The 21227-nt window shown below is 60.9% G+C and carries 19 protein-coding genes; 18 read left to right on the top strand and 1 reads right to left on the bottom strand.

Annotated features, from left to right (window positions below):
* Positions 1 to 16: 16 nt before the first annotated feature.
* The 12 genes from tmk to BFL40_RS06450 all read left to right on the top strand — a co-directional run bounded on the left by tmk (position 17) and on the right by BFL40_RS06450 (position 11005).
* Complete coding sequence (tmk, locus tag BFL40_RS06505; protein ID WP_071483170.1) at positions 17 to 649, top strand: dTMP kinase; 633 nt, start codon at positions 17 to 19, stop codon at positions 647 to 649.
* Complete coding sequence (locus BFL40_RS06500) at positions 642 to 1631, top strand: DNA polymerase III subunit delta' (RefSeq protein WP_071483169.1); 990 nt, start codon at positions 642 to 644, stop codon at positions 1629 to 1631. The genes tmk and BFL40_RS06500 overlap by 8 nt, the downstream gene beginning before the upstream one ends.
* A 63-nt stretch (positions 1632 to 1694) precedes the next feature.
* Positions 1695 to 2480: a TatD family hydrolase gene (locus BFL40_RS06495; RefSeq protein WP_071483168.1), complete on the top strand. Its 786-nt coding sequence runs from the start codon at positions 1695 to 1697 to the stop codon at positions 2478 to 2480.
* A 444-nt stretch (positions 2481 to 2924) separates the two neighbouring features.
* A complete protein-coding gene (locus BFL40_RS06490; protein ID WP_071483167.1) occupies positions 2925 to 3593 on the top strand; it encodes a TetR/AcrR family transcriptional regulator in 669 nt (222 codons plus the stop codon).
* Between the two features lie 139 nt (positions 3594 to 3732).
* Positions 3733 to 4701, top strand: coding sequence for a GTP 3',8-cyclase MoaA (locus BFL40_RS06485; RefSeq protein ID WP_071483166.1), 969 nt, complete (start codon positions 3733 to 3735; stop codon positions 4699 to 4701).
* 72 nt (positions 4702 to 4773) lie between these two features.
* Entirely contained in the window at positions 4774 to 5379 is a 606-nt protein-coding gene (locus BFL40_RS06480; protein WP_071483165.1) for a DUF4823 domain-containing protein, read from the top strand.
* A 16-nt stretch (positions 5380 to 5395) separates the two neighbouring features.
* On the top strand, positions 5396 to 5956 hold the full coding sequence (locus BFL40_RS06475) for a DUF1285 domain-containing protein (RefSeq protein WP_071483164.1): 561 nt from the start codon (positions 5396 to 5398) through the stop codon (positions 5954 to 5956).
* Positions 5957 to 6026: 70 nt separating this feature from the next.
* Positions 6027 to 6740 carry a GntR family transcriptional regulator gene (locus BFL40_RS06470; RefSeq protein WP_071483163.1) on the top strand — a complete coding sequence of 238 codons (714 nt, stop codon included), beginning with the start codon at positions 6027 to 6029 and terminating at the stop codon, positions 6738 to 6740.
* Positions 6737 to 7738, top strand: a complete 1002-nt coding sequence (locus BFL40_RS06465) for an ADP-ribosylglycohydrolase family protein (RefSeq protein ID WP_071483162.1) — start codon at positions 6737 to 6739, stop codon at positions 7736 to 7738. Before BFL40_RS06470 ends, BFL40_RS06465 begins: the two co-directional genes overlap by 4 nt.
* Before the next feature lie 136 nt (positions 7739 to 7874).
* Positions 7875 to 9341, top strand: a complete 1467-nt coding sequence (locus tag BFL40_RS06460; protein ID WP_071483161.1) for a purine-cytosine permease family protein — start codon at positions 7875 to 7877, stop codon at positions 9339 to 9341.
* Positions 9334 to 10251, top strand: coding sequence for a PfkB family carbohydrate kinase (locus tag BFL40_RS06455; protein ID WP_071483160.1), 918 nt, complete (start codon positions 9334 to 9336; stop codon positions 10249 to 10251). The genes BFL40_RS06460 and BFL40_RS06455 overlap by 8 nt, the downstream gene beginning before the upstream one ends.
* 25 nt (positions 10252 to 10276) lie before the next feature.
* Positions 10277 to 11005: a class I SAM-dependent methyltransferase gene (locus tag BFL40_RS06450; protein ID WP_071483159.1), complete on the top strand. Its 729-nt coding sequence runs from the start codon at positions 10277 to 10279 to the stop codon at positions 11003 to 11005.
* Positions 11006 to 11044: 39 nt separating this feature from the next.
* On the opposite strand, the gene BFL40_RS06445 is transcribed toward BFL40_RS06450, so the two are convergent.
* Positions 11045 to 12241, bottom strand: a complete 1197-nt coding sequence (locus tag BFL40_RS06445; protein ID WP_071483158.1) for an MFS transporter — start codon at positions 12239 to 12241, stop codon at positions 11045 to 11047.
* 347 nt (positions 12242 to 12588) lie between these two features.
* On the opposite strand from BFL40_RS06445, the gene BFL40_RS06440 reads away from it, so the two are divergent.
* From BFL40_RS06440 to araG, 6 genes are all read left to right on the top strand, one after another.
* On the top strand, positions 12589 to 16626 hold the full coding sequence (locus BFL40_RS06440; protein WP_071483157.1) for a Pls/PosA family non-ribosomal peptide synthetase: 4038 nt from the start codon (positions 12589 to 12591) through the stop codon (positions 16624 to 16626).
* Entirely contained in the window at positions 16569 to 17192 is a 624-nt protein-coding gene (locus BFL40_RS06435; RefSeq protein ID WP_083374558.1) for a 4'-phosphopantetheinyl transferase family protein, read from the top strand. Before BFL40_RS06440 ends, BFL40_RS06435 begins: the two co-directional genes overlap by 58 nt.
* A gap of 66 nt (positions 17193 to 17258) precedes the next feature.
* Complete coding sequence (locus BFL40_RS06430; protein WP_071483246.1) at positions 17259 to 17738, top strand: GNAT family N-acetyltransferase; 480 nt, start codon at positions 17259 to 17261, stop codon at positions 17736 to 17738.
* 156 nt (positions 17739 to 17894) lie between these two features.
* Complete coding sequence (locus BFL40_RS06425) at positions 17895 to 18716, top strand: SDR family oxidoreductase (RefSeq protein ID WP_071483156.1); 822 nt, start codon at positions 17895 to 17897, stop codon at positions 18714 to 18716.
* 32 nt (positions 18717 to 18748) lie between these two features.
* Entirely contained in the window at positions 18749 to 19729 is a 981-nt protein-coding gene (locus BFL40_RS06420; RefSeq protein WP_071483155.1) for a substrate-binding domain-containing protein, read from the top strand.
* Positions 19726 to 21225 carry an L-arabinose ABC transporter ATP-binding protein AraG gene (gene araG / locus BFL40_RS06415; protein ID WP_071483154.1) on the top strand — a complete coding sequence of 500 codons (1500 nt, stop codon included), beginning with the start codon at positions 19726 to 19728 and terminating at the stop codon, positions 21223 to 21225. The genes BFL40_RS06420 and araG overlap by 4 nt, the downstream gene beginning before the upstream one ends.
* The last annotated feature ends 2 nt before the right edge of the window (positions 21226 to 21227 follow it).

The following is a 21227-nucleotide window of genomic DNA, read 5'->3' as shown; positions in this document are numbered from 1 at the left end:
TGACTAAGGACTGCCTGTGACTGGCTTGTTTATTACCCTGGAAGGGCCGGAAGGCGCTGGTAAAAGCACCAACCGTGATTACCTGGCCGAGCGCTTGCGCGTCGAGGGCGTCGAGGTGGTATTGACCCGTGAACCGGGCGGTACGCCGTTGGCCGAACGCATTCGTGAAGTGCTGCTGGCGCCGGGTGAAGAACAGATGAACCCGGACACCGAGCTGTTGCTGGTGTTTGCTGCCCGTGCCCAGCACCTGGCTGAAGTGATTCGCCCGGCCCTGGCACGCGGCGCCGTGGTGATTTGCGACCGCTTTACCGATTCCACCTACGCCTACCAGGGCGGTGGCCGGGGCTTGTCCTTGGAGCGTATTGCCACCCTGGAAACCTTCGTCCAAGGCGATTTACGCCCTGATCTGACGCTGGTGTTCGACTTGCCGGTGGAAGTGGGCCTGGCCCGTGCCAGCGCCCGTGGCCGTCTGGACCGTTTCGAGCTGGAAGGTCAGGCATTCTTTGACGCTGTACGCACTGCGTTCCTCAAGCGTGCCAAGGCCGAACCTGCGCGTTATTACCTGCTGGACGCGGCCCAGCCCCTGGCGAAAGTGCAGCAGGCCATCGATGCCCTGCTGCCGAAACTCCTGGAGCGCGTCCGTGGCTGAAGCCTACCCGTGGCAGGACAATCTCTGGCAGCAATTGGCCAGCCGTACTCACCATGCCCATGCCTATTTGCTGCACGGGCCTATGGGTATCGGCAAGCGTGCGTTGGCGGAACGCCTCATGGCCAGCCTGCTGTGCAAACAACCCGTCAACCTGGAAGCCTGCGGCGTGTGCAAATCCTGCCTGCTGCTCAAGGCTGGCAGCCACCCGGATAACTACCTGCTGGAGCCTGAAGAAGCCGACAAGGCGATCAAGGTCGACCAAGTGCGTGACCTCGTCAGCTTTGTGGTGCAGACCGCGCAGATGGGGGGGCGCAAGGTGGTCCTGATCGAGCCGGTGGAGGCGATGAACATTAACGCCGCCAACGCCTTGCTCAAGAGTCTGGAAGAACCGTCCGGCGACACAGTGCTGCTACTGGTGAGTCACCAGTCCAGCCGTTTGCTGCCGACCATTCGCAGCCGTTGTGTGCAGCAGGCTTGCCCCTTGCCGAGTGAGGCGATGAGCTTGCAATGGCTGGCTCAGGCGCTGCCCGAGTGTTCCGAGGATGAGCGGGTCGAACTATTGACCCTGGCCGCAGGTTCACCGTTGGCCGCCGTAAAGCTGCAAGCCCAAGGCGTGCGGGAGCAACGGGCGCTGGTGGTGGATGGCGTCAAAAAGCTGCTCAAGCAAGAGCAGTCCGCTACGCAACTGGCCGAAGGCGCCTGGAAAGATATTCCCTTGTTGCTGCTGTTCGACTGGTTCTGCGACTGGTCCAGCCTGATCCTGCGCTACCAGTTGACCCAGGATGAAAGCGGGCTGGGCCTGCCGGATATGCGCAAGGTGGTGCAGTACCTTGCGCAGAAAAGTGCGCAGGACAAGGTGCTGAATATCCAGGACTGGATCCTCGCGCAACGCCAGAAGGTCCTCGGCAAGGCTAACCTCAACCGCGTGCTGTTGCTCGAAGCGCTGCTGGTGCAATGGGTAGGCTTGCTCGGCCGTCGTTAATTTCAGTGGCCGACGGGTGTATTGTTGGCCAGACACTTTCCGTGACTTAAGTCGTAACTTCCTATGCTCGTAGATTCCCATTGCCACCTTGATCGCCTCGACCTGGCCCAACACGGCGGTTCTCTTGACGCCGCCCTTGAAGCTGCGCGTCAGCGTGGGGTAGGGCACTTTTTGTGCATTGGCGTCAGCGCCGAAAATGCCGCCGACGTCAAAGCTCTCGCTGATCGCTATGCCGATGTTGATTGCTCGGTGGGTATCCACCCGCTGGACCTCAAGCCCGGCGAGGCTCCCGCCCTGGACTGGTTGTTGAACGAACTCAATCACCCACGCGTAGTGGCCATTGGCGAGACCGGCCTGGATTACCACTACGAGCCTGAAGCTGCCCAATTGCAGCAAGCTTCCTTCCGCCTGCACCTGCAAGCCGCCCAGCAAACCGGCAAGCCGGTGATCGTCCACACCCGTGGCGCCCGCGCCGACACGTTGACCCTGCTGCGCGAAGCCGCGCTGCCCCAGGCCGGCGTGCTGCACTGCTTCACTGAAGATTGGGACATGGCCAAGGCCGCCCTGGACCTGGGCTTCTACATTTCCCTGTCGGGTATCGTCACCTTCCGCAACGCCGACGCCCTGCGTGACGTCGCGCGTCAGGTGCCGGTCGACCGTCTGCTGGTGGAAACCGATTCGCCGTACCTTGCGCCGATCCCTCATCGCGGCAAGCCGAACCTGCCGGAATACGTGCGTGACGTGGCGGATTACCTGGCGATGCTGCGCGGTGAGTCCTACGAGCGTTTTGCCGAACAGACCACTGAGAACTTCAAACGTCTGTTCCCGTTGGCCCACGTGGCAGGCTAGAGCGGCTAAATCACAGGCAAAAAAAACCCGGGTTCTGGGGGGTGAATCCGGGCTAAGACCATTAGGAGTAAAACAAGGGCACGCAGTCCGTCGGTACCCAGGTCAACGCGTCACTTGGGGGAGATGTCGCGTCGACTACTGAAGTATTGATCAGTATCCGATTCAGTCCAGTGGTGATTGGTCGTTTTTTAAACAGATTTGGAATACGCGCGCTTCGCTTGAGTTCTCATTGAGCAGGTGCACGAGTGTCATTGTTGCGTATTGTTTCTGACCGAGAAGGGTGAAAACGTTGGCGCACTGAAAGTTAAGTGTATAACCGGTTCACATAGGCGTTGCCCAACGACCGCTCAGTCGGGATAATCCCTCGCACTGGGTAAATCGTATCGCCACGTATCATTGGCTCTGCGCAACCCTCCCACATTGACCTCTGCAGACCTCTCCCTCATGCAAAAAGAACCCCGTAAGGTCCGTGAGTTTCGCCGCCGTGAGCAGGAAATTCTCGACACCGCACTCAAGCTGTTCCTCGAACAAGGTGAAGACAGCGTCACCGTCGAGATGATTGCGGACGCCGTGGGTATCGGCAAAGGCACGATCTACAAGCACTTCAAGTCCAAGGCCGAGATCTACCTGCGCCTGATGCTCGACTACGAGCGTGATTTGAACGAGCTGCTGCATTCGGCCGATGTCGACAAGGACAAGGAAGCGCTGTCCCGGGCCTACTTTGAGTTCCGCATGCGTGATCCGCAGCGCTACCGCCTGTTCGACCGCCTGGAAGAGAAGGTGGTCAAGGGCCACCAAGTGCCTGAAATGGTCGAGGAGTTGCACAAGATCCGCGCCTCGAACTTCGAGCGTCTGACCTTGCTGATCAAAGGCCGCATCAGCGAAGGCAAGCTTGAAGACGTGCCGCCGTATTTCCACTACTGCGCCGCCTGGGCGTTGGTGCATGGCGCTGTGGCGCTGTATCACTCACCGTTCTGGAGCAATGTGCTGGAAGATCAGGAAGGCTTCTTCCAATTCCTGATGGATATCGGTGTGCGTATGGGCAATAAGCGCAAGCACAGCACTGAACTGCCAAGCGCTGAGCCGAAGAGCAGCGAAACCCCCGCCACGTAAGTCATTCGCCACAGTGATGGGCCAATGATTTACTGCCAGGTGCAGTGCCCCAGGAATATACTCAGGTAAGGATCTTGCTAAAAACTGATTTATGAGTCAGTTTTTAGCGCGCCCGAAATATCTTCTGCCGGAGTGATCCATGATCGTTGATCGTCAAGGCAGGCGATTTCGCAATTTGCGGATCAGCCTGACCTCAGCCTGCAATTATGCGTGTACCTACTGCGTGCCCAACGGCAAGCGGCTGGTGGCTGCCCAGGACGAACTCTCGGCCGAGGCCATGGCGCGTGGCGTGGCTTACCTGATTGAAGCAGCCGGCATTGATCGCCTGCGCATCACTGGCGGCGAGCCGCTGGTCAGCCCCAAGCTGGAAGCCTTCATGGGCGCGGTGGGGCAGATGGGCCTCAGTGATATCAGCCTGACCACCAACGGCCAACTGTTGGCGCGCAAACTGCCGCTGCTGGTGGACGCCGGTATTCGCCGGATCAACGTCTCCCTCGATACCCTGGATGCTGACGCCTTCCGCAGTATTGCGCGTGGAGGCGACCTGGCCACTGTGCTCGACGGCATGGACCAAGCCCGCGCTGCCGGGATCAAGATCAAGGTCAATATGGTGCCGTTGCGCGGGCAGAACCTCGACCAAGTGATGCCGCTGCTCGACTATTGCCTGGAACGTGGCTATGAGCTGCGCTTTATCGAACTGATGCGCATGGGCCACCTGGCCAAGGATTCCAATGCGTTTCTGCAGCAGTTCGTCAGTTTGCAGCAACTGCTCAGCCTGATCGGCGAACATCACGAATACTTGCAAGCCAATGCGCCTGTCGACGCCACGGCCGTGCGCTACGAGGTTCCGGGCAAGGGCTTCTTTGGCGTGATCGCCAACGAAAGTGTGCCGTTCTGCCGTACCTGTTCGCGTCTGCGGCTGTCTTCCACCGGTTGGTTGCATGGCTGCCTGTCATCGAGTAACCGTCACTACATCGGCGACCTGCTGGACAAGCCGCGCCACCAGGCACTGCCTGCCTTGCAAGGCCTGTTGATGAAGGCCCTGGGTGACAAGCAGGAAGTGGCCTTCTCTGGCGGTGCGACGATCATGAAGATCATTGGCGGCTAGCCCAAGCTGGCGCAGAACCTGCATTACGTGCCCATTCGCCGGTTTTCCGTCACCGGCCTCTGGAGGATTAGGATGCGTAGTCTGGTTTTGTTGCTGGCGTCATTGACGCTAAGTGGTTGTATGACCGTCAGCGATATGGCCGAAGGCACCCGCTATCAGATGAGTGACGCCGGGCTGCTGGACCACAGTGATACGCGCCGCACCGCGTCGATCCGCATACAGCCAGACTCCTTTGTCTTCATCGCCCAGGGCGCGTTCGTGCCGCCGGGCAGTGCCTATCCGCGACCTAACGTGGTGGCAGAAGAAGCTTTCAACGGCTTCGTCGAATACTTCCCCATGGTACGCCGCGCCCACAAGCCTGAAGGCCTCGAACAAGCGATGTCCGAAGCCCGCGCGGCAGGCGCTCACTACCTGTTGTATTGCCGCTTTGCGGCAGCCGATGACCGTATCGGCAACGCCGATGAGTGGACCGATCAACAGGCTCTGGATCGCTTGGGCCTCGACAGCGGCGTAATACAGGTCATGCTGATTGAGACCAGCACCCAATATTTGATTGATACTGTGCGCATTCGCAGTCGTGGCGGTTTACTGACGTTCCACGATACCAAGCCACAAGATCTGATTGCCCGCCCGCTGGCGCAATACGCCCGAGGCCTGTTGGGCATGAGCGATCAGTAAGACCGGAGCAAACCCTATGACCGATTCCGCCAAGGCCAATGATTTATTGGCTCAACTGCCCAAGGGCAAGGGGCCGGCACCGGTGCATCTGTGGAACCCGGATTTTTGCGGCAACATTGACATGCGCATCGCCCGTGACGGCACCTGGTTTTACCAGGGCACGCCGATCGGGCGTAAGCCGATGGTCAAGTTGTTCTCCAACATCATTCGCCGCGACGGCGATGAGTATTTCCTGATAACTCCGGTGGAAAAAGTTGGCATCACCGTCGATGATGCGCCGTTTGTCGCCGTAACCCTGGAAGTCGAAGGGCAGGGCGAAAGTCAGGTACTGCGCTTTACCACCAACGTTGACGATCAGGTTGAGGCAGGCCTCGAACACCCGTTGCGGGTGGTGATCGACCCCGTCACCCAGGAACCCGCGCCCTATCTGCGGGTGCGCACCAACCTCGAAGCCCTCGTGCACCGCAACGCGTTTTACCAATTGGTTGAGCTGGCGGTGAGTCGTCCGATCAACGGTCAGAACTGGCTGGGCGTCTGGAGCGGTGGGGAGTTTTTCCGTATTGGCCTGGAGCCCTGAGGCCGATTTTTTCATCTTCCTGAAATAATTATCTTGCTGGAAACGGCCGCTTTCGGTTATCAATTTGTACATGATTAGACATGTCCGATTTGATAAGAAAAAACGCGTCGTCGACGAGCTCATCCGCCGTATCGAGGGTGGAGTGATGGCCGACGGTTTCCTGCTGCCGGGCGAGCATCAGTTGGCCGAAGAGTTTGCGGTCAGCCGAGGCACCCTGCGCGAAGCCCTCGCCGAGCTTAAACGCCGCAACTACATCGCCACCCAAAGCGGTGTCGGCTCCATCGTCACCTTTGACGGCATGGTGCTCGACCAACGCAGCGGCTGGGCCCAGGCGCTGGCCGATACAGGAGCACTGGTGACCACCGATATCCTGCGCCTGGAAGCCGTGACCCGTCCGGACCTGCTCAGCCGTTTCGGCAGCGATCAATTTATCGCGCTCGATCGCCGTCGGCGCACCACTGACGGCATCGCCGTGTCCCTGGAGCGTTCGCTGATGCCTGCTGTCGGTGGCTTGGAAAGCCTGCCGAGGACCGGCCTGATCGACAATTCCCTGACCATCACCCTGGCGGCCTATGGCTATGTTGGCGCCGAAGGTGATCAATGGATCGGCGCCGAACCCCTGAGCGATGAAGACGCCGAACTGCTCGGTCGTCCCGCCGGCACTGTGTTTCTCAAAGCCTCGCGCACCACCTACGACCGCCGCGAGCGCTTCATGGAACATGTCGAAAGCTTGCTCGACCCTCTGCACTTTCGCCTACACCTGCAGTTTGGAGCGTCGAAATGACCCCGATTTCCCGTGCGCTCGGCGCTTTCTATGGCCTGGCGTTGGGCGATGCCTTGGGCATGCCCACCCAGTCCTTGAGCCGCGAACAGGTCCGGGCGCGCTTCGGTGCCATCACGGGCCTGGAAGATGCCGATGCCGACCAGCCCATTGCGCCGAACATGCCCGCCGGTTCGATCACTGATGACACCGAACAGGCGATCCTGGTTGGCGAATTGCTGGTAGAAGGCCAGGGCAAGATCCAACCGACCGTGCTCGCCCAACGCTTGATCGACTGGGAAGCGGTGATGCGCGCCAAGGGCTCCCAGGATTTGCTGGGCCCGTCGACCAAGCGTGCAATCGACATGATCCTTGCGGGCCACACCCCGGAGGAGTCGGGGCGCTACGGCACCACCAACGGCGCTGCGATGCGCATCACTCCGGTGGGTATCGCGGCCGACGTCAGTGACCCGGCGCAGTTTATCCAGTCGGTGATCCAGGCCTGCCAGGTCACCCATAACACCAGCCTGGGCATCTCCAGCGCAGCAGCGGTAGCGGCGGTGGTTTCGGCCGGTATCAACGGCGTGGATTTGGGTGAAGCACTGAACATCGGTACCCAGATCGCCCAGCAAGCGGAGGGTCACGGTCATTGGATTGCCGGTGGGCGCATTTCCACTCGCATCAGTTGGGCGCGGACCCTAAGCGTCGGCAGCGGTGACAAAGCCTTGTTTGCCGACTTGCTCTACGAATTGATCGGTACCTCCGTTGCGTCCCAGGAATCGGTGGTGGTCTCGTTTGCCCTCGCGCAACAAGTGGCGGTCGGCGAGATGAACGCTTTCGAAGCCCTGTGTCTGGCCGCCAGCCTTGGCGGCGACACCGACACCATTGCCGCGATCCTCGGCGCGATGTTGGGGGCGTGCCTGGGGATGCAGTGCTGGCCAGAGGCGTTGATCGATCAGGTCAAACAGGTCAATGGCCTGGATCTACAGCCGCTGGTCCAAGGGCTGCTCAGTCTGCGTTAAGCGCCGCAAAGCAAAATGTGTGGGAGCAGGCAAGCCAGCTCCCACATTGAGTGCGATGAGTCAGGGAGACCGAGAGTCGTTCCACCTTAAAAATCTGCCACAACCACAACAATACAGGCACCAGGAGCACCCCCTCATGAGCACCACTTCTTCCGGCCAAAGCGCCGGGCAATTGGAAACACGCGGCATCGAACCGGTCCCTGAAAGCGAGTGCAACGGCCACCCACTGCAATTGTTCTGGGTGTGGTTCGCGGCCAACATCAGCATTCTCGGCTTGCCGCTTGGTGCGACGCTGGTGGCGTTTCGCGGCCTGGCCATCTGGCAGGCCGTCATCGTGGCGGTCCTCGGCGCCGCCGGCTCCTTCGCGGTGGTGGGCATCATCTCCATCGCCGGTCGTCGTGGCCGTGCGCCAAGCTTGACCTTGTCCCGGGCGATCTTTGGCGTGCGCGGTAACATCGGCCCGACCATCGTGTCGCTGATGTCGCGCCTGGGTTGGGAGACCGTCAACACCACCACCGCCGCTTTCGTGCTGCTGTCGCTGTGTTCGATCCTGTTCCATTCCCCGGTCGAGGCGAAAAGCGCACCGGTGCTGACCCTGCTGTTCATTGCCATCTTCGTGTTGCTGACCCTGTCCGTTTCCGGCCTGGGCCACGCCACGCTGCTGGTGATCCAGAAGTGGGCCACCTACGTGTTCGGCGCCTTGAACATCCTGGTCGGCGGGTTCCTCTGCGCCACCATTGATTGGAGCGCGGTGTTCAACGCCACTCCGGCACCGTTGAGCGCGATGATCATTGGTGTCGGCACCATGGCCGCCGGTACCGGTATCGGTTGGGCCAACGCCGGTGCCGATATGTCGCGCTACCAGCACCGCAGCGTCAAGGCCGTGCGCCTGGTGGCGTCGGCCGCATTTGGTGCGGGCATTCCGCTGGTGCTGCTGATCACCCTCGGCGGCCTGCTGTCGGTGGGCAACAACGACCTGGCCTCGGCCACTGACCCGATCATCGCGATCCGCGACATGCTGCCGACCTGGATGGCCGTGCCGTACCTGATCACCGCCTTTGGTGGGCTGCTGCTTTCCAACAACTTATCGGTGTACTCGGCAGGCCTCACCACCTTGACCCTCGGCTTGAAGGTCAAGCGTGTCCATGCGGTGATCGTCGACATCGTGGCGATCTTCGCCGGCTCCATCTACTTCATGCTGATCGCCGACAGTTTCTACGGCCCCTTCATCACCTTCATCTCGTTGCTGGCAGTACCGATCACTGCGTGGGTCGGGATCTTTGTGGTCGATCTGATTCATCGTCACCACTACAGTGCCCAAGACTTGCTGGATGTGAGCCCAAGCAGCGCCTACTGGTATCGCGGTGGCGTGGAATGGCGTGCGTTCGGCGCCTGGGCTGTAGCGATCGTGCTGGGCTTCAGCTTCACCACCATCGGCACCACGGCCGAAAACATCTGGTTCGCCGGGCCTTTGTCCGACTCCTGGTTGGGCCACAACGGCCTGGGCTGGATCGTCACCTTCCTGGTGGCCGGCGGGATTTATGCGGTACTGGGCGGCGCGGCTGACCGTCGTCCGGCTTTAGTAGAGAGCGCCAATGTCTAGATTGCTGCACACCGGCCAGGTCATCGTCGACCTGGTCATGGCCCTCGATACTCTGCCTGCGACCGGCGGCGACGTGCTGGCGAAATCCGCCAGCTTCGAAGCCGGTGGCGGCTTCAATGTGATGGCCGCTGCTCGGCGCAATGGCTTGCCGGTGGTGTATCTCGGGCGTCATGGCAACGGGCGCTTCGGCGACCTGGCGCGCGCGGCGATGCAGGCCGAAGGCGTGGAGATGGCCCAGGCCGCCAGCGAAGGCAAGGACACGGGCTTGTGTGTGTCACTGACCGAAGCCACCACCGAGCGCACCTTCATTTCCCATATCGGCGCTGAGGGCGACTTGAGCGCTGAGGACTTGGCGGGCGTCGTGCCGCGCGCGGACGATTACGTGTACGTCAGCGGCTACAGCCTGTTGCTGGCGGGCAAGGCGCAAGCGTTGCTCGACTGGCTGCTGGCGTTACCGCGTGAAATCAGCGTGGTGTTCGACCCGGGGCCGTTGGTCAAGGCACCGGATTCGGCGTTGATGGCCGCGTTGCTGCCGCGTATCGATATCTGGACCAGCAACGGCCCGGAAGCCCTGGCGTTTACCGGCGCCCGTTCGCTTGCCGACGCACTGCTCGACCTCAATCGCCATCTGCCTGTCGAGACATTGCTGGTGGTGCGCGATGGGCCGAATGGTTGCTGGGTGAGTTGCCGAGGCAAAGCCGAGCATGTACCAGGTTTCAAGGTGACGGCGGTCGACAGTAATGGTGCCGGCGATGCCCATGCCGGTGTGTTTCTTGCCGGGTTGGCCGTTGGTTTACCGCCCACGCAAGCCGCGCGTCGCGCAAATGCCGCCGCAGCCTTGGCCGTCACACGCTGGGGTCCGGCAACGTCACCGGGTACTGCCGAAGTGGATGCGTTGTTGGCAGAATAGGCGCCACTCAGCACGGAGCGATCCCATGACCCAGAACATCTACGACACACCGACTTTCTTCGAGGGCTACAGCAAGATGGGCCGCTCGGTCGAAGGCCTCGCCGGAGCGCCGGAGTGGCCTGCTTTGCAGGCCTTGTTGCCGCCGATGCCCGGTTTGAAAGTGGTGGACCTGGGATGTGGCTACGGTTGGTTCAGCCGCTGGGCCGAGGAGCAGGGCGCTGCTCATGTCCTTGGGCTGGATGTGTCGCAGAAGATGTTGGCGCGAGCAACAGAGATGACCTCGGCGCCCGCCATCACCTATGCGATAAGCGACCTGGAACACCTCGACCTTCCTGCGGGCGCATTCGATCTGGCCTACAGCTCCCTGGCTTTCCATTACATCGTCGACCTCAAGGGACTGTTCGAGCGCATCCATCAGGCGCTGCTCCCTGGCGGTCGCTTGGTATTTTCCATCGAACATCCGATCTTCATGGCGCCACGCAACCCAGGTTGGTTGATTGACGAACAAGGTCGCAAAAGCTGGCCAGTCGATGACTATCAGCTGCAAGGGCCACGAGTAACGAACTGGCTGGCGGAGGGTGTGATCAAACAACACCGCACCTTGGGCACGTTGCTGAATCTGTTGATCCAGGCGGGGTTTACGCTAAGTCACGTCGAAGAGTGGGGGCCGAGTGAAGCGGACCTCAAAGCCCGTCCAGAACTGGCGGAAGAGCTGGAACGGCCGATGATGTTACTGGTGGCCGCCCAGCGCTAGGCGCTATGGGGTGTCCATGTGCGCTGGCGGCGAGCGGTCTCAGCTCACCTGCAGGATTTTGTGTACCGACATTCGTCGCCACACCAGCCGCGCCACCGTGATCAACCAATTGAACGTCGCCACACCCAACACGCTCGCCAGCAGTGTCGGCAGGCCGTAATCGACGATGATCTTGCCCGCCAACAGGGGAAAGCCGAGCACCCCGACAAAATACGCCAGGCTGAACAGCAGCAAGGCCTGGGACGTAGTGCCGGCAGGTGCTTCATTCGCCACCAACCCATTGATCACCGAGTACGTCAGGCCGTAACCCACCCCCAAAGTGATTGCTGCCAGCAAGTAGCTGAAGCTGCCCGAAACCCCAAAGGCAAACAGCAACACCGACACCAGCATCAACCCCGACAACACACACGCCGCGCCATATGCATCGCGCTTGACCACGAAACCGGCAATCAACAGACGGCTGGTGATCGCAGCGCTCAGAAAGCCCAGGAAGAACAGCGAGTAGTCCAACGAATGTGCCGCTGCATAGCTGGTTTGGAACGAAGACAATCCACCGAAAACACAACCGCCCAGGCCGACCATAAGGATCGCGAACACCGCTTTGGAGGACAGTACCTGGCGTGTGGCGACCCACGAGATTTTTGCCAGCGGGGCATTCACCTGCTGCTTGAGATGGGCACCCAGGCGCCAGAACATCACCACGCCGACCAGGCTGGCTAACGCTGCGATGTAAAAAGCGCTGGTCAGCGGCAGCCCCAGCGCACTTGCGGCCCGCCCCAGCAAGGGGCCAGAGCCGATGCCGCTCATCATGCTGCCCGACAGCAGCGCAAAGTAGCGGGCCCGATGCTCGGGGTTCACCAGCAGGGCCACGATGATCGGCCCCAAGGTATAGAACACCCCCCAACCCAACCCCAACGCCAGGCCAAATATCATCAAGCCTTCGCCGAACCCCGGCGCCAGGGCAAAGCCCAGGCATGCCACCACCAGCAATAGGCCGAGCGCTGCAATCGAGCGCGCGGCCCCCAACCAATCGGCCAGATGACCGCAAACCAGTACCGCGACAAAGGTGCTCAGCATCGCCATGGAAATCACGCTGCCGGCGTCGTGCTCATTGCCACCGCGGGAGTGGATCAGCAGCGACAGCAAAAACGTCGAGCCGTAGGACAGAGACAACAAGAAGCTGGCCAGGCAAAACATTGCAAATAGCTTTTTGGAAAACATCGGCGCGGTGGGCATGCGGGACCTGACCGTTATTGGATTTATAGCGCCAATTTTAAGCACGGTTGAGCCCTCGGTTTGTTGTGCCGTTACTGGTTTCAGCATTAGTCCCGAGCGGAGTAAAGCCGCTGTTTGCCTTGCCTCCAGATAGGCGGTCAAGCCGAACGCGTTCGTTCAACCGCCGTACAGCTGACCTTTGCGATAGTCCTGATGCGTTGTCCAGGTCGCGCGGTATCTGTCGCTTTCAAGTCAGAACCAAGGGCCTCGTTCGCCTGTAAATGTATCTAGAGAGATACCAAGGGGACACGCAGTACTACAAGTCGGCGCCTTAGCCGGATTGACCCTACACAGCGAACACTGCCGCCATGACTACCGTGACCTTGCTGAAAGACCCCGTTATCACCCGACCGACAGAGGTGCTGTACGGCCCCCTCCAGCCTGAGTTGTTGCGTAATGAGGTGCTGGCCGACTTGCTCGAAGCCACGGTGCGGCGCAACCCCGAACAGGTCGCGTTGATCGACGGTGAGCGTCAGCTCAACTATGGCGAGCTGGATCGACAGGCCAGTTGCGTGGCCTCGCGGTTGATCGAGGCGGGGGTGCGGCCAGGTCAGATTATCGGCTTGTGGATGCCGCGCGGGTTGGAGTTGTTGATCGCGCAGGCGGGCATTGCCAAGACCGGCGCGGCCTGGCTGCCGCTGGATCAGGACACGCCCTTGGAGCGCCTGCAGATTTGCATGGAAGACGCTCAGGCGGTCGGTGTGGTGTGCGGCGACGACAACGCCCAGGCGCTGCGTGAGGCAGGGCTGACAGCGTGGTGCGCCAGTGAAATGCTTGCGCCGCTTGCGGGCCCTTTGCAGCGTCGCTCGAATGCCATGCCCGAAGACCCGGCCTACGTTATCTACACCTCCGGCTCTACCGGCAAACCCAAGGGCATCCTGATTTCCCAAGGCAGCATCTGCCACTTCCTGCGCAGTGAAAATGCGATCCTCGGCATCCAGGCCAGCGACCGGGTCTACCAGGGATTTTCGGTGGCCTTCGACATGTCGTTCGAAGAAATCTGGATCGCCTACCTGGTGGGCGCAACCCTGTGGATCGGCCCCAAGGACATCACCGGCGACCCCGAAGCGCTGCCGCGCATGCTCACTCAGCAGCGGATCAGCGTGCTGCACGCGGTGCCTACGTTGCTGGCGCTGTTCAGCGAAGACGTGCCCAGCCTGCGCCTGATCAACCTTGGCGGCGAGATGTGCCCGGAGTCATTGGTCGAGCGCTGGAGCCGTCCCGGCCGGCAGATCTTCAACACCTACGGCCCCACCGAGGCCACCGTCTCCGCAAGCCTGGCCCGCCTGGTGCCCGGCGCGCCGGTGACCATCGGCACGCCGCTGCCCAACTACGGGTTGCTGGTGATCGAAGCCGACCTCGTCCTCGGTGCTACGCCGACCTTGCTGTCGCGTGGGCAAACCGGCGAGCTGTGCATCATCGGCCCCGGCTTGGCCGATGGGTACCTGGGACGCCCCGACCTGACCCGCGAAAAATTTATCGAAAACCCCTGGTCCACCGGTTACTACGATGAGCGGCTGTACCGCACCGGTGACCTGGCGCGTATCGATGCCGACGGCCAAGTGGTGTGCCTGGGGCGTGCTGATGACCAAGTGAAGATCCGTGGTTTTCGTGTCGAGCTGGGTGAAATCGAAGCCTTGCTCGCCCAGCAACCAGGCGTCGGAACCGTGGCGGTGCTGCTGCGTAATGACGGTGGCATGGATCAGTTGATTGCCTATCTGGTACCGGAGGGCGGCCTGTCGGTCGACGGGTTACCTGCACAGCTGCGTAAGGCATTGCAGGCGCGGCTGCCGGCGTACATGGTACCGGGCCGCTTTGAATTGCTCGACGGCATGCCGCGTCTGACCTCCGGCAAGATCGACCGCAAAGCCCTCAAGGCGCGGCCATTGGGTGTGGACACCCGTGGTGCGAACCTGGAGTCGGACACCCCGGAAAACCCGGGTGAAACCGTGCTGTTCGGCGCCCTGGAAAAACTCTTCCCCGGCCAGCCGATTCGCCGTGATGCCGACTTCTTCAGCGACTTGGGCGGCCACTCGTTCTTCGCTGCGCGGCTGGCCTCGGCCCTGCGTGCGGATGAGCGTTTCGCCCACATCACCGTGCGCGATATTTATCAGCAGCGCCGCGTCGGTGCCATCGCGCAAGTCCTGCAAGCCATGCCGCAACCGGCCGCGCAGCAAGCCGCCTGGACACCGCCGTCGGCCTGGGCCCGCTGGCGCTGCGGGTTGGCCCAGGCGGTGGTCATGCCGGCGATGATCTGCTTGCGTATGAGCCAGTGGCTGGCGCCTTTCTTTACTTATCACTACCTCACCGGTATCCCTGGCGATTCCGTTGTCTCGGCAACTGCGGCGTCGATCGGCGTGTTCCTGTTGGCAACCCTGCTGCAGTTCGTGCTGGCCATCGCCGGCAAGTGGTTGATCGCCGGGCGCTTGAAGCCGGGCGTTTATCCGCTTTGGGGGATGACATATTTTCGCTGGTGGGCCGCTTCGCGCATGGTCGAGTCGGCGCCGGTCTACCTGTTGAGTGGTTCTTCGCTGTATAGCCTCTGGCTTCGAGCACTGGGCGCCAAGGTCGGTCACGAGGTGAATATCGGCTCGCTGGGCGTGCGTGTGCCGGACCTGCTGCACATCGGCAATGAGGTCAGCATCGGCAACGGTGTGAGCCTGGAAAACGCCCGGGTCGAGCGTGGTCAACTGCATTTGGGCCGGGTCACGATTGACGACAACGCCTGCCTGGGTTCCTACACGATTCTTGAAGGCAATACCGCCGTCGGCCGCAGTGGCCATCTGCAAGGTCAATCGGCGTTGGCGGATGGGCGTAGCGTGCCGGCCGAGCGGATCTGGAGTGGCTCGCCCGCTGTCGATATCGGCGCGTTTGACCTCGCAAGCTTGCCGCCGCGGCCGGTGGTTGGGCGTGGGCAACTGGCGCTGGAGAACCTGTTCTATGTGTTCGGCATCCTGCTGATCGCCACGTTGTTTTTCATCCCGGTATTCCCGACGTTTTTCCTGATCGACTGGTTCGATGAGCAGCAAATACTGCCTTGGCTGCAGGAGCAGCACGTGAGCGTGCAACTGCTGCGTTACTTTGCCCTGGCGCTTCCGGCTGCTGCGGTGCTGATTGTGGTGATGATGCTGGTCTCGGCCGCGCTGCGTTGGGCCGTGCTGCCGCGCCTGAAACCGGGCAACTACCCGGTACATAGTCGTGTGTATTGCAGCAAATGGTTGGTCAGCCATATCCAGGAAGCCAGCCTTAATGTGTTGTCGGGCCTGTATGCGACGGTTTACGCGCCACTGTGGTATCGCTTGCTCGGCGCGCGGGTGGGCCGCGATGCGGAAATCTCCACGGCCCAGGGTGTGATTCCCGACATGCTCACCCTTGGCGATGAAACCTTTATCGCCGACGCGGTCATGCTCGGTGATGAACAGGTCGATGGCGGCTGGATGCGTATTCAGCCGACTGTGGTTTCCCACCGCAGTTTTGTCGGCAACGGCAGCTACATCCCTGACGGCACGACCTTGCCCGAGAACGTGCTGATCGGTGTGCACTCACGTGCGCCATCGAATGCCGAGATCGCCAGCGGCGACACTTGGCTGGGTTCGCCACCGATCAACCTGCCGGCGCGCGAGCAGGTCAGCGGCTATCCGGACAACCTGACATTCCGGCCATCCCTGTGGCGTCGTCTGGCCCGTGGTTCGATCGAGGGCCTGCGCATTGTGCTGCCCCACGCGACGGTCATCGCCGTGGGCTACACCGTGATGATGGACTTGATGCCGATGGCTGAAGAGGAACGCTGGGGTGCGGTGTTGGGTTATCTGGCGCTGATCGGCTTGGCCTACAGCCTGGGTAATTACCTGCTGGTGGCGGCGTTGAAATGGCTGCTGATGGGCCGCTACCGCAAACGTTCCGAGGCGATGTGGACGCCCTTTGTCTGGTTGTCCGAAGGCATCACCAGCCTCTACGAAGGCATGGCCGCACCCAATTTCATGAGTTACCTGCGCGGTACGCCGTGGCTGCCATTGGCCTTCCGGGGCTTGGGCTGCAAGATCGGCCGCGGGGTGTACATGGACACTACCGACATCACTGAATTTGACTGCGTGACCATCGGTGACCACAGCGAGCTGAACGCTGGCGCCTGCCCGCAGACCCACCTGTTCGAAGACCGTGTGATGAAAATTGATCAGGTGCTGATCGGTGAGCGGGTCTACATGGGGCCGCGCAGTTCTGTGCTGTACAGCGCTGAAGTCGGCAACGGCGCGTGGCTCGGGCCGTTGACCCTGGTGATGAAGGGGGAGTGCATTCCGGCGTCCAGCAGTTGGGTCGGTTGCCCGGCGGCACCGGCGCGGAGCTGATAACGATGCAGGTGTTTATGTGGCCCCAAGCAAGGCCGCGCTGGCAGGACGGTGTTTTGCTGGTGGGCATGCAGCATTTGCCCGGCACGGCGCGCGATACAGCTCGGTTAAGGGTACGTCAGGCGCTGAGTGAGGCATTGTTGCAGGTGCTCGATGTGCCAAAGTGCCGCATCGACTACCACTCCAAGCCTGGCCAGCCTCCAGAGATTCGCGTGCCGGGTCATGAGAACGCTGGGCTTTCCATCAGCCACGACGGCGATTTTTCGGTGGCCGCCGTGCATTTGCATGGCCCGGTCGGGATCGATGTGATGGCCGTACAGGACACGCCTGATTGGCGGATTGTCGCTAGTGACTATCTGGGCCCCCAGGTGCTGGCGCGATTAAGTGCTGCGACTCAGGCGCAGCGTGCCCACTTGTTCACTCGCGCATGGTGTGAGCGTGAGGCGCGCCTCAAGTGTGTGGGGCAGGCGCTGGGCGAATGGTCGCCGCGGGCAGCGCGAGGCTGTCGTACCGTTGAGGTGGGCTTACCGGCAGGGCTGGTTGGCGCCTTGGCACTGCGTGCATAAATTGCACTGCAATCGGTCATGAAACCGTCTTAGTATGTGGGCTTTGAATTTGCCCAAGGTTCGCCCATGACCATCGAGATTCGCCCCGCCGTGCCCAGCGATGCTGCGCAGATCCTGACCTTCATCACCGAGCTTGCCGAGTATGAAAAGGCCCGGCATGAAGTGATCGCCAGTGTGGTGGATATCCAGCGCAGCCTGTTCAGCGAGGGCGCTACCGCCCATGGCCTGATCTGCTCGCGGGACGGGTTGCCGATTGGGTTTGCGGTGTTCTTTTTCAGCTATTCCACCTGGCTTGGCAGCAACTGCTTGTACCTGGAAGACCTGTACATCAACCCGGAGCAGCGTGGTGGCGGGGCGGGCAAAAAGTTATTGCGCCATCTGGCGAAGATCGCCTGCGACAACGGTTGCGGGCGCTTCGAGTGGAGCGTTCTGGACTGGAACGAACCGGCGATTGCCTTCTACAAATCCATCGGCGCGCAGCCGCAGGAGGAGTGGGTGCGTTACCGCATGGAAGGGAACGCGCTACGAGATTTCGCCCACGGCTGATTGCCCAATTGCCAAAAGGACCGGCTATTACAGGCCGGTTTTTTTATGTTTTCGCTCACTATATGGGATGCAAATTTATATATTGAGATATTTCAAGTGATGGGTTTATAGTCGGCTGCATCAGCACTCACTACCAAAAATAAAACAGGTGAAGCGATGCAGGCACAACCGCTGTCATTACCCGCCGTGCCCGAGCCAACGTATGGCGAGCGGCTGAAGAACAAAGTGGTGATCATCACCGGCGCCGCCCAAGGCATTGGCGAGGCGATCGTCGCCTGCTTCCAGGCACAGCAGGCGCGTTTGGTCATTGCGGATATCCAGGGCGAAAAAGTCGAGAAAGTCGCCGCCCACTGGCGCGAGCGCGGCGCCGACATCTATGCGCAACCCGTCGATATCACGTCCAAGGACCAATGGCAGTCGCTGGTCAACCTGGCCATCGAGCGCTTTGGCCGTGTGGATGTATTGGTCAACTGTGCCGGGGTCAATGTGTTCCGCGACCCGCTGGAAATGACCGACGAAGACTGGCGCCGCTGCTTCGCCATTGACCTCGACGGCGCCTGGTTCGGCTGCCGCACGGTGCTGCCGCCTATGATCGAGCAAGGCATCGGCAACATCATCAACATCGCGTCCACCCATTCCAGCCACATCATCCCGGGCTGCTTTCCCTATCCCGTCGCCAAGCACGGCTTGCTCGGTCTGACCCGCGCCCTCGGCATCGAATACGCATCCAAGGGCATCCGCGTCAATGCCATCGCCCCGGGTTATATCGAAACCCAGCTCAATGTCGACTACTGGAACGGCTTTCCCGACCCTCACGCCGAGCGTCAGCGCGCGTTTGACCTGCACCCGCCCAAGCGCATCGGCCAGCCGATTGAAGTGGCGATGACCGCGCTGTTTCTGGCGACCGACGAGGCGCCTTTTATCAATGCCACCTGCCTGATGATCGATGGCGGGCGATCTGTGATGTACCACGACTAAATAGTTCTCCAATAACAAGAAGGAGGTGGTTCATGTTCAAGAAAACACTCGGCACCCTGGCACTCGCGATGGCCTTCAGTGGCTTTGCATCTGCCGAAGAAGTGAAGATCGGCTTCCTGGTCAAACAAGCCGAAGAGCCCTGGTTTCAGACCGAATGGGCCTTCGCTGAAAAAGCCGGCAAGGACCAGGGGTTCACCGTGATCAAGATCGCCGTGCCCGACGGCGAGAAAACCCTCTCGGCCATCGATACCCTCGCGGCCAACGGCGCCAAAGGCTTTGTGATCTGCCCGCCGGACGTGTCGCTCGGCCCGGCCATCATGGCCAAGGCCAAGCTCAACGGTTTGAAAGTGCTGGCGGTGGACGACCGTTTTGTCGACGCCAAAGGCAAGCCTATGGAGGACGTGCCTTACGTCGGCTTGGACGCCTACAAAATCGGCCAGAAACAAGGCGAGGCCATGGCCACCGAAGCCAAGCATCGCAACTGGGATTGGAAGGAAACCTATGCCGTCATCAACACCTTTGACGAGTTGGAAACCGGCAAGAAACGCACCGACGGTTCGGTAGAAGGCCTCAAGGCCGCAGGCCTGCCCGCCGACCATATCCTGTTCAGCGCACAGAAAACCCTCGACGTACCGGGCAGCATGGATTCCACCAACTCAGCCCTGGTGAAACTGCCGGGCACCGCGAAAAACCTGATCATCGGCGGCATGAACGACAGCACAGTGCTGGGCGGCGTACGCGCCACTGAAAGCGCCGGATTTAAGGCGGCCAATGTGATCGGGGTCGGCATCAACGGTACCGATGCCATCGAAGAACTTAAAAAATCCGACACCGGGTTCTACGGTTCGATGCTGCTCAGCCCTGATGCGTCGGGCTACAAAACCGCCACGGCGATGTTCGAGTGGGTGACCAAAGGCACTGAGCCTGCCAAGTTCACCGCGCTGGACAACGTGACCCTGATCACCCGCGCCAACTTCAAGGAAGAGTTGAGCAAGATCGGTCTGTGGAAATGACCGGGGCGGCCTTGCGTTTCAACGGCATCGGCAAGGAATTTCCCGGTGTGAAAGCCCTGGCGCAGATCAGCTTTGAAGCACGGCCGCACGAGGTCCATGCGCTGATGGGCGAGAACGGCGCAGGCAAGTCGACGCTGCTGAAAATTCTCGGCGGCGCCTACATCCCGAGCAGCGGCACACTGCAGATCGGCGAGCAGACCATGGATTTCAAAAACGCCGCCGACAGCATTGCCAGCGGTGTGGCGGTGATCCACCAGGAGTTGCATCTGGTGCCGGAAATGACCGTTGCCGAAAATCTGTTTCTGGGGCATTTGCCGTCGCGCTTCGGCGTGGTCAATCGCAGTCGGCTGCGCGAGCAGGCATTGGCTTGCCTCAAAGGTTTGGCGGATGAAATTGATCCAGAGGAAAAGCTCGGGCGCCTGTCCCTGGGCCAACGCCAACTGGTGGAAATTGCCAAGGCGCTGTCCCGTGGCGCCCATGTGATTGCCTTCGACGAACCCACCAGTAGCCTGTCGGCGAGGGAGATCGACCGCTTGATGGCGATCATTACGCGACTGCGTGACGAGGGCAAAGTGGTGCTGTACGTGTCCCACCGCATGGAGGAAGTGTTCCGCATCTGCAACGCGGTCACGGTGTTCAAGGACGGCCGCTATGTGCGTACTTTCGACGACATGGCCGCGCTGACCCACGACCAGTTGGTGACGTGCATGGTCGGCCGCGATATCCAGGATATTTACGACTACCGCCCGCGCGAGCGGGGTGAGGTGGCGCTCAAAGTCGAGGGATTACTCGGGCCGGGCTTGCGTGAAGCGGTCAGCCTTGAGGTGCACAAGGGCGAGATTCTCGGCCTGTTCGGGCTGGTGGGCGCGGGGCGTACCGAACTGTTTCGGCTGCTGAGCGGATTGGCGCGTTCCACCGCCGGGCATCTGGAACTCTGCGGCGAAAATCTGCCACTGCGCTCACCGCGCGATGCCATCGCCGCCGGTGTTTTGTTGTGCCCGGAGGACCGCAAAAAGGAAGGCATCATTCCGCTGTCCAGCGTGGCTGAAAATATCAACATCAGTGCGCGTGGCGCCCATTCAGCGTTCGGCTGGCTGTTGCGTGAAGGCTGGGAGAAAGGCAACGCCGACCAGCAAATCAAGGCGATGAAAGTCAAAACACCGAACGCGGAACAGAAAATCATGTACCTGTCCGGCGGCAATCAGCAGAAGGCTATTTTGGGCCGCTGGCTGTCGATGCCGATGAAAGTGTTGCTGCTGGACGAACCGACTCGCGGCATCGATATCGGCGCCAAGTCAGAGATCTACCAGATCATTCATAACCTGGCGGCCAGCGGCATTGCGGTGATCGTGGTGTCCAGCGACCTGATGGAAGTGATGGGCATCTCCGACCGTATTCTGGTGATGAGCGAAGGCGCCTTGACCGGCGAACTGACCCGAGACCAGGCGGACGAAGCTCGGCTGTTGCAACTGGCTCTCCCGCGTTCGCGGGCTTGAAG

It is taken from the genome of Pseudomonas costantinii, assembly GCF_001870435.1.
GTDB classification, from domain to species: Bacteria; Pseudomonadota; Gammaproteobacteria; order Pseudomonadales; family Pseudomonadaceae; genus Aquipseudomonas; species Aquipseudomonas costantinii.
Note: the sequence above shows the minus strand (reverse complement) of the source record. Positions and strands in the feature narration are given on the sequence as shown.

Excerpts from the sequence above, each read along its gene's own strand:
- BFL40_RS06495 (WP_071483168.1), top strand. The coding sequence starts at position 1,695 with ATGCTCGTAGATTCCCATTGCCACCTTGATCGCCTCGACCTGGCCCAA.
- BFL40_RS06490 (WP_071483167.1), top strand. The coding sequence starts at position 2,925 with ATGCAAAAAGAACCCCGTAAGGTCCGTGAGTTTCGCCGCCGTGAGCAG.
- BFL40_RS06485 (WP_071483166.1), top strand. The coding sequence starts at position 3,733 with ATGATCGTTGATCGTCAAGGCAGGCGATTTCGCAATTTGCGGATCAGC.
- BFL40_RS06480 (WP_071483165.1), top strand. The coding sequence starts at position 4,774 with ATGCGTAGTCTGGTTTTGTTGCTGGCGTCATTGACGCTAAGTGGTTGT.
- BFL40_RS06475 (WP_071483164.1), top strand. The coding sequence starts at position 5,396 with ATGACCGATTCCGCCAAGGCCAATGATTTATTGGCTCAACTGCCCAAG.
- BFL40_RS06470 (WP_071483163.1), top strand. The coding sequence starts at position 6,027 with ATGATTAGACATGTCCGATTTGATAAGAAAAAACGCGTCGTCGACGAG.
- BFL40_RS06465 (WP_071483162.1), top strand. The coding sequence starts at position 6,737 with ATGACCCCGATTTCCCGTGCGCTCGGCGCTTTCTATGGCCTGGCGTTG.
- BFL40_RS06460 (WP_071483161.1), top strand. The coding sequence starts at position 7,875 with ATGAGCACCACTTCTTCCGGCCAAAGCGCCGGGCAATTGGAAACACGC.
- BFL40_RS06455 (WP_071483160.1), top strand. The coding sequence starts at position 9,334 with ATGTCTAGATTGCTGCACACCGGCCAGGTCATCGTCGACCTGGTCATG.
- BFL40_RS06450 (WP_071483159.1), top strand. The coding sequence starts at position 10,277 with ATGACCCAGAACATCTACGACACACCGACTTTCTTCGAGGGCTACAGC.
- BFL40_RS06445 (WP_071483158.1), bottom strand. The coding sequence starts at position 12,241 with ATGCCCACCGCGCCGATGTTTTCCAAAAAGCTATTTGCAATGTTTTGC.
- BFL40_RS06440 (WP_071483157.1), top strand. The coding sequence starts at position 12,589 with ATGACTACCGTGACCTTGCTGAAAGACCCCGTTATCACCCGACCGACA.
- BFL40_RS06430 (WP_071483246.1), top strand. The coding sequence starts at position 17,259 with ATGACCATCGAGATTCGCCCCGCCGTGCCCAGCGATGCTGCGCAGATC.
- BFL40_RS06425 (WP_071483156.1), top strand. The coding sequence starts at position 17,895 with ATGCAGGCACAACCGCTGTCATTACCCGCCGTGCCCGAGCCAACGTAT.
- BFL40_RS06420 (WP_071483155.1), top strand. The coding sequence starts at position 18,749 with ATGTTCAAGAAAACACTCGGCACCCTGGCACTCGCGATGGCCTTCAGT.
- araG (WP_071483154.1), top strand. The coding sequence starts at position 19,726 with ATGACCGGGGCGGCCTTGCGTTTCAACGGCATCGGCAAGGAATTTCCC.